Below are 6,050 nucleotides of genomic sequence, written 5' to 3'. Positions count from 1 at the left end.
CGGAGAGCTGGCTGGCCTGGCTGCTCAGCCGGCTCGAGGCGCTGCATGAAAGCGGCGGGGTGGCACGTCGTCGCGGATCAGCTGCCCCAGGCTTGATTGCCGTGGGCAGTGCGGCGGCACTCGGAGACGAACTGCGTAACTGCCTGAGTGAGGCCAAGCGCGAAATCGCCGCCCTGCGTGAGACCAGCGAGGAGTGGTAGTCCCCATGGAGCGTGTCGCCATCTTCGTCGATGTGCAGAACGTCTACTACACCACCCGCCAGGCCTTCGGCCGCCATTTCGACTATCACGCCTTCTGGGCACGCTTCGCTGCCGAGCGTGAGGTAGTCGTTGCCAACGCCTACGCGGTGGAGCGGGGCGACCCGAGGCAGCGCCAGTTCCAGAACATCCTGCGTGGCATCGGCTTCAACGTGAAGCTCAAACCCTACATCCAGCGTAGCGACGGCTCCTCCAAGGGTGACTGGGACGTGGGGATTGCGCTGGATGCCATGGAGGCCGCCCCCGGCGCGGATCGGCTGATACTCGTCTCCGGCGATGGCGATTTCGACTTGCTGGTAGAACGAATCCGTCAGCGCTGCGACATTCCCGTGGACGTGGTGGGGGTGGAGCGCTTGACCGCTGATTCGCTGATACGTGCGGCCAGCGATTTTATCGCCATCGATTCTTCTCTGCTTCGCTAGTGCATATCGCTTCTCGTTGATATGCATCAACGCTTCCTTGTTTCACTTTGACTAGGATAAAAGAAGGGCGAGCCGAGGCAGGCTGGCAATGACGATACCGGGGGAACTTTGTATGCGCTTTCATCAAGTCAAGGAATTGGTGGATTGGGCGGCTGACTATCACGCTCGTCTTGCCAATCATTACACCCAGCTGGCGGCCAGCGGCGTTGACGACCGTGTGCGTATGGCGTTGGACTATCTCGCGGAACGTGAGCGCAAGCAGCAGGCCGATCTCGTCGGCTATCTGGATGATGGCAGCGATCACACCGCCGTGCTTGAGGCCTGGTTCGACGAGCCCAACGATTTCCCCCATGCGCCGGTGCTTGAACGTCTGCCCGAAGGGGTCGACAGTGGGAGTGTGCAAGGCGTACTGACCACGGCACTGACAGCACACCGAACGCTGCAGGATCTCTATGCACACCGCAGTGAACTGGCCGGGGGCAGCGACGAGAGAGCCTTCTTCGATGCCCTCGCTGCCGGGCATGAAGCGGAAGTACGGCGAATCGTCCGTGACATGCAGCGCCTCGAGGATTACTGAGCAACCAGGAGGAAGACCCCATGTCGGAACAGCTGTTATCTCCCAAGATGTTGGGCTACTGGACTCGAGAGCAACTGCATGATACTCCGGACGAATCAGGTATCTACTGCGTATTTCGTGCGGCCAGGGATCCCGAGAGCGACGAAATGGACGTGCAGGAACTGCTCTATGTGGGTGAACATCGGAGTGCCCGCTACGGATTGGAGCATCATGAGGATCACGACAAGTGGGAGGCCTTCCTGCAACCGGGGGAGGAGATATGGTATGCCGTCGGGCTGGCCGGCCACCCGAATCGCGAGCGCCTGGCGGCAGCCATGATCAATGCCCACAAGCCGCGTTTCAATAACCATAGCGAGTATCGAGACCGCTTCCCCTTCGATGAGACCACCGTCCATATCTACGGCAAGAAACACAAGCTGCAGAGCATCTTTACCGTAGAGCGCCAGGACTGACTCTGCCCCCTGCCCCGACTCGCCCCGTGTCATCGTCCCGCTGGATTCCGCTCCGGCGGGACGATAGCTTGTAGCGAGCGTTCGCGGTGCCGAAGCGTCGGACCGTCGGATCCTCACATATACCCCGCCATACGCGGTACAATCTCTGCCTTTTGCCCTACGATTGGACCTTCCTAAGTGATCTCCACCGCCAATATCACCATGCAGTTCGGGGCCAAGCCCCTGTTCGAGAACGTTTCCATCAAGTTCGGCAACGGCCACCGCTACGGCTTGATCGGGGCCAACGGCTGCGGCAAGTCCACCTTCATGAAGATCCTGGGAGGTGATCTGGAGCCTCGTCCGGCCAGGTGATGATCGAGTCGGGCATTCGTCTGGGGAAATTGCGCCAGGACCAGTTCGCCTTCGAGGCCGAACGGGTCATCGATACCGTCATCATGGGCAATCGCGAGCTGTGGCAGGTAGCGGCAGAGCGTGAGCGCATCTACTCGTTGCCGGAGATGAGCGAAGCGGATGGCATGGCCGTGGCCGACCTGGAGGTGCGGTTTGCCGAACTGGACGGCTATACCGCCGAATCCCGGGCCGGTGAGCTGCTCATGGGGCTCGGGATACCCATCGAGCAGCATGCCGGCCCCATGAGCGAAGTGGCGCCGGGCTGGAAGCTGCGTGTGCTGCTGGCACAGGCGCTCTTCTCCGATCCCGATGTGCTGCTTCTCGATGAGCCCACCAACCACCTGGATATCAATACAATCCGCTGGCTGGAAGGCGTGCTCACTGCCCGCAGCAGCACCATGATCATCATTTCCCATGATCGCCACTTCCTGAACAGCGTCTGCACCCACATGGCGGATCTGGACTATGGCGAGATCAAGCTGTTTCCCGGCAACTACGACGACTACATGACCGTTGCCACGGCGGCCCGCGAGCGCCAGTATGCCGACAATGCCAAGAAGAAGGCGCAGATCGCCGAGCTGCAGACCTTCGTGAGCCGCTTCTCGGCCAACGCTTCCAAGGCCAAGCAGGCCACCTCCCGGGCGCGTCAGATTGAAAAGATCAAGCTCGAGGACATCAAGCCCTCCAGTCGCGTCAGCCCCTTCATCCGCTTCGAGCAGGGCAAGAAGATCCATCGCAACGCGGTCAATGTCGAGGCCTTGAGCCAGGGGTACGCCGGTGAGCCGTTGCTGTTCGAAGGGCTCTCCATGACCGTCGAGGCCGGAGAGCGCATCGCCATCATCGGCCCCAACGGTATTGGCAAGACCACCCTGTTGCGGACCTGGCGGGTGATCTTCATCCCCAGGCCGGTGCGGTGCGCTGGACCGACAGCGCGGAGCTGGGCATCTTCGCCCAGGATCACACCATCGATTTTTCCAACGATGCAACGCTGTTCGAGTGGATGGCCCAGTGGAGCGATGGTGGTGAACAGGTGATTCGAGGTGCCCTGGGGCGCATGCTCTTCTCCAGTGACGACATCGAGAAGTCGGTAAAGGTCATCTCGGGCGGTGAGCAGGGGCGCATGCTGTTCGGCAAGCTCACGCTGACCCGACCCAACGTGTTGCTGATGGACGAGCCAACCAACCACCTGGACATGGAGTCCATCGAGGCGCTCAACCTGGCGCTGGAGCACTACCCCGGGACGTTGATCTTCGTCAGTCATGATCGCGAGTTCGTCTCTTCGTTGGCTACCCGCATCCTTGACATGAGCGACACCGGCATCGTCGACTTCACGGGGAGCTATGAGGATTACCTGAGGAGCCAGGGGCTGACCGGCTGACCAGCAAGGAGGGAGGGCGCGGTAGAGGGCTGGCCAGGTCGCGGCGTATGACCGGTGGTGGGGCAGGCAGAAACCGAGACAGTGGCTAGGCTGACAGGGCAGGGCGCCACGGAGGCGTCAACTCAGGCTTCGTGCCTGCACCAGGCCCAGGAGGACCTCATGAGCTCCACTACCGACCGCCATCCACGGCTACTGCCGTCCCTGGCTTCTCTGTTGAAAAATCCGCCGGGGCCCGGGGATGAGGGGTTGGAGGCGCATGCGTTGCTCAATGATGCGATTGCCGCCCGAGCGACCGATGTGCATCTTGATCCGGTTCAGGCTGCGTATCGAATCAGGTTGCGGATCGACGGTCGGGTCATTGATGCCATGCGCATGGATGCTGCCGGTGGCCTGCGACTGGCCAACCAGTTCAAGGTGCTCTCGGGCTCAACCCCGTCCCCTCGCGGATGAGCGCCGAGGGAGGGTTCAGCTGGCGAGGTGACGTCGGCGAGGAGATATTTCTCCGTGTCACGGCGGTCAACTGCGTGGCAGGCGAAAAGCTGGCCATTCGCTTCCTGACGTCGCCGCACTCCTTCCGCGATACGCTCGACCTGGGCATCGGCGAGCAAGCCGCCCAGGGCATACGCCGCTGGATGGATGCCACGGGAGGCATGCTGCTGGTGGCTGGCCCAACCGGGGCAGGCAAGACGACGACGCTCTACACGCTGCTTAACCAGTTGCGCCTTACCGACAGCCATGTGGTTACCCTGGAGGACCCTGTCGAGTACGAGATCCCTGGGATCAACCAGATACAGGTGGATAGGCACAATAGACTGGACTTTGTCACGGGGACACGCTCAGTACTGCGCCTTGACCCCGACTATGTGCTGATCGGAGAGGTGCGAAATCCTGCCTCGGCGCAGGCATGCCTGAATGTCGCCAGCAGCGGCAGGTCGCTCATGGGCACCCTGCACAGTCGCGATGCGGTGGGAGTGATCTCTTCGTTGCGCCATCTTGAGCTTACCGATGGGGAGATCAGTGCGAATCTGGGGATGGTGATTGCCCAGCGGCTGGTACGCAAACTATGCGAACAGTGTCGTATTCAGGGGGAGCCGGAAATCGATGATATCGAATGGCTGGATGCCATCGGCTTGCAGATACCCGACTTGGTCTGGTCTGCCTCGGGGTGTGCGCATTGTAACGATCTTGGCTATCGAGGGCGTACCGGCGTATTCGAGGTTTGGCAGCTGACGCCAGAGGATCATGCCCGAATTCTCCGCCATTCCGACGAGGCGATATTGCGCCGCGCGCTGCTCGAACGTGGCGAGGTGTTGATGCTTTCCGACGGCTTGGCCAAGGCGGAGGCCGGCATCACAACACTGCGCGAGGTGCTGCGTATGGGGGCTATCCTCTCTCATTGACACGGCTTGTGTTGCCAAAGATAGTGGTGCACCAGATAAGCGTGTGCGCTTATCTAGGGTGCGTCTTGGGTGGCGGGCCGGTGGCGCCTTGAAGGCTATTGAAGCGGCAGGGGCTGCACCGACTACATTTTTTTGCAGTTCTATTTCGACTGACAGCCATGCAGCGGATAGCTATAACAACGCCATAAGGCCTGATTTCCGCTTTTCTTCTTCTCCTGCGAGGAGCCGATGACCTCTGTCTCTCGACGCCATTTCGGCCTGCTTGCCCTGTCAGCGCCATTCGTGCTGCTGCTACCCAACAGCGCCAGGGCCAATTTGATCGAAACCCTGCTCGTGCGTGCCCAGGTTCCGCGTCATGACGATGAACTCTGGGTGCTGGTTGAAGACGAGCGGGCCGTGCTTTCCGTCTTTCGCGGCAATACCCTGGTCGAACGTTTTGCTCCCGTCTCGCTGGGCAGGGCCGGCGCCAAGCCCGAACGGTTGCAGGGCGGTAATGTGACGCCAATGGGCGAATTTCGCGTCAATCGCTTCAATAACGAGAGTGATTGGCACATCTTCATCGGCCTCGACTACCCGACGCCGGCCCACGCGCGCATGGCCCTTGAATCAGGGCTTTACACCGAACGAGATTACGAAGATTATTTCGCGTACTATCGGCGCCACGGCTATCCACCGCAGCAGACCGTGCTGGGTGGGTTTATCGGTATCCATGGCCTCGGTGGGGCAGACCCTGATGTGCATGCCAGTTACCACTGGACTCAGGGGTGTGTAGCGGTTACGAACGAGCAGATCGAAAGGCTATCCGAGCTAATCGGGATTGGCACTCGCGTCGTGATCCGCTAGGCTCAAGATGCGTAAGGGACGTTTCGAGCTATGGACAAGCGCCGTAAGGTATTATAAAACAGCGTTTGACTCCTGTGCTTGGCAGCAGTCGCTGCAAGACTCCTGCATTTGCAGGATAGCCTGATCTCAGGCTTCATTAACGCCGCTGTACTAACCCGTGCAGTACCAAGGAAGACTCAAGGAGAACACCATGACTCTGAAGACCACCCTGAAGCTCACCGCCGCTGCAGCATCCATGGCTATTCTGGCCGGTTGTGCTACCAACGCTGCTCTGGATGAAGTTCGCCAGACTGCTGAATCTGCCCAGGCTGATGCCGCCGAAGCTCGCAGC

The 6,050-nt window shown here is 60.4% G+C and carries 7 protein-coding genes and 1 pseudogene; all 8 read left to right on the top strand.

From position 1 onward, the window contains the following. A partial coding sequence (locus Q427_RS31905; RefSeq protein ID WP_043510609.1) for a DUF6586 family protein occupies positions 1 to 200 on the top strand: 200 nt, incomplete at its 5' end. A 5-nt stretch (positions 201 to 205) separates the two neighbouring features. Beyond that, positions 206 to 679, top strand: a complete 474-nt coding sequence (locus Q427_RS02275; protein WP_043510607.1) for a LabA-like NYN domain-containing protein — start codon at positions 206 to 208, stop codon at positions 677 to 679. Between the two features lie 112 nt (positions 680 to 791). Then, positions 792 to 1,256, top strand: a complete 465-nt coding sequence (locus tag Q427_RS02270) for a hypothetical protein (RefSeq protein WP_043510605.1) — start codon at positions 792 to 794, stop codon at positions 1,254 to 1,256. A 20-nt stretch (positions 1,257 to 1,276) separates the two neighbouring features. Beyond that, the gene (locus Q427_RS02265; RefSeq protein ID WP_043510600.1) at positions 1,277 to 1,708 is read left to right on the top strand and encodes a hypothetical protein; all 432 of its coding nucleotides are present in this window, start codon (positions 1,277 to 1,279) and stop codon (positions 1,706 to 1,708) included. 177 nt (positions 1,709 to 1,885) lie between these two features. Next, positions 1,886 to 3,476 (top strand): annotated as a pseudogene (locus tag Q427_RS02260) (ABC-F family ATPase). A gap of 159 nt (positions 3,477 to 3,635) precedes the next feature. After that, positions 3,636 to 3,926 carry an ATPase, T2SS/T4P/T4SS family gene (locus Q427_RS30940; protein ID WP_051496057.1) on the top strand — a complete coding sequence of 97 codons (291 nt, stop codon included), beginning with the start codon at positions 3,636 to 3,638 and terminating at the stop codon, positions 3,924 to 3,926. Continuing rightward, entirely contained in the window at positions 3,923 to 4,876 is a 954-nt protein-coding gene (locus Q427_RS02255) for a GspE/PulE family protein (RefSeq protein WP_051496056.1), read from the top strand. The genes Q427_RS30940 and Q427_RS02255 overlap by 4 nt, the downstream gene beginning before the upstream one ends. 228 nt (positions 4,877 to 5,104) lie before the next feature. Further along, positions 5,105 to 5,719: a L,D-transpeptidase family protein gene (locus Q427_RS02250; RefSeq protein WP_043510598.1), complete on the top strand. Its 615-nt coding sequence runs from the start codon at positions 5,105 to 5,107 to the stop codon at positions 5,717 to 5,719. The last annotated feature ends 331 nt before the right edge of the window (positions 5,720 to 6,050 follow it).

This window comes from Halomonas sp. BC04 (genome assembly GCF_000568385.1).
Note: the sequence above shows the minus strand (reverse complement) of the source record. Positions and strands in the feature narration are given on the sequence as shown.

What these genes read in the sequence shown, in the direction of transcription:
- Q427_RS02275 (WP_043510607.1), top strand. Translation starts at nt 206, where the DNA reads ATGGAGCGTGTCGCCATCTTCGTCGATGTGCAGAACGTCTACTACACC.
- Q427_RS02270 (WP_043510605.1), top strand. Translation starts at nt 792, where the DNA reads ATGCGCTTTCATCAAGTCAAGGAATTGGTGGATTGGGCGGCTGACTAT.
- Q427_RS02265 (WP_043510600.1), top strand. Translation starts at nt 1,277, where the DNA reads ATGTCGGAACAGCTGTTATCTCCCAAGATGTTGGGCTACTGGACTCGA.
- Q427_RS30940 (WP_051496057.1), top strand. Translation starts at nt 3,636, where the DNA reads ATGAGCTCCACTACCGACCGCCATCCACGGCTACTGCCGTCCCTGGCT.
- Q427_RS02255 (WP_051496056.1), top strand. Translation starts at nt 3,923, where the DNA reads ATGAGCGCCGAGGGAGGGTTCAGCTGGCGAGGTGACGTCGGCGAGGAG.
- Q427_RS02250 (WP_043510598.1), top strand. Translation starts at nt 5,105, where the DNA reads ATGACCTCTGTCTCTCGACGCCATTTCGGCCTGCTTGCCCTGTCAGCG.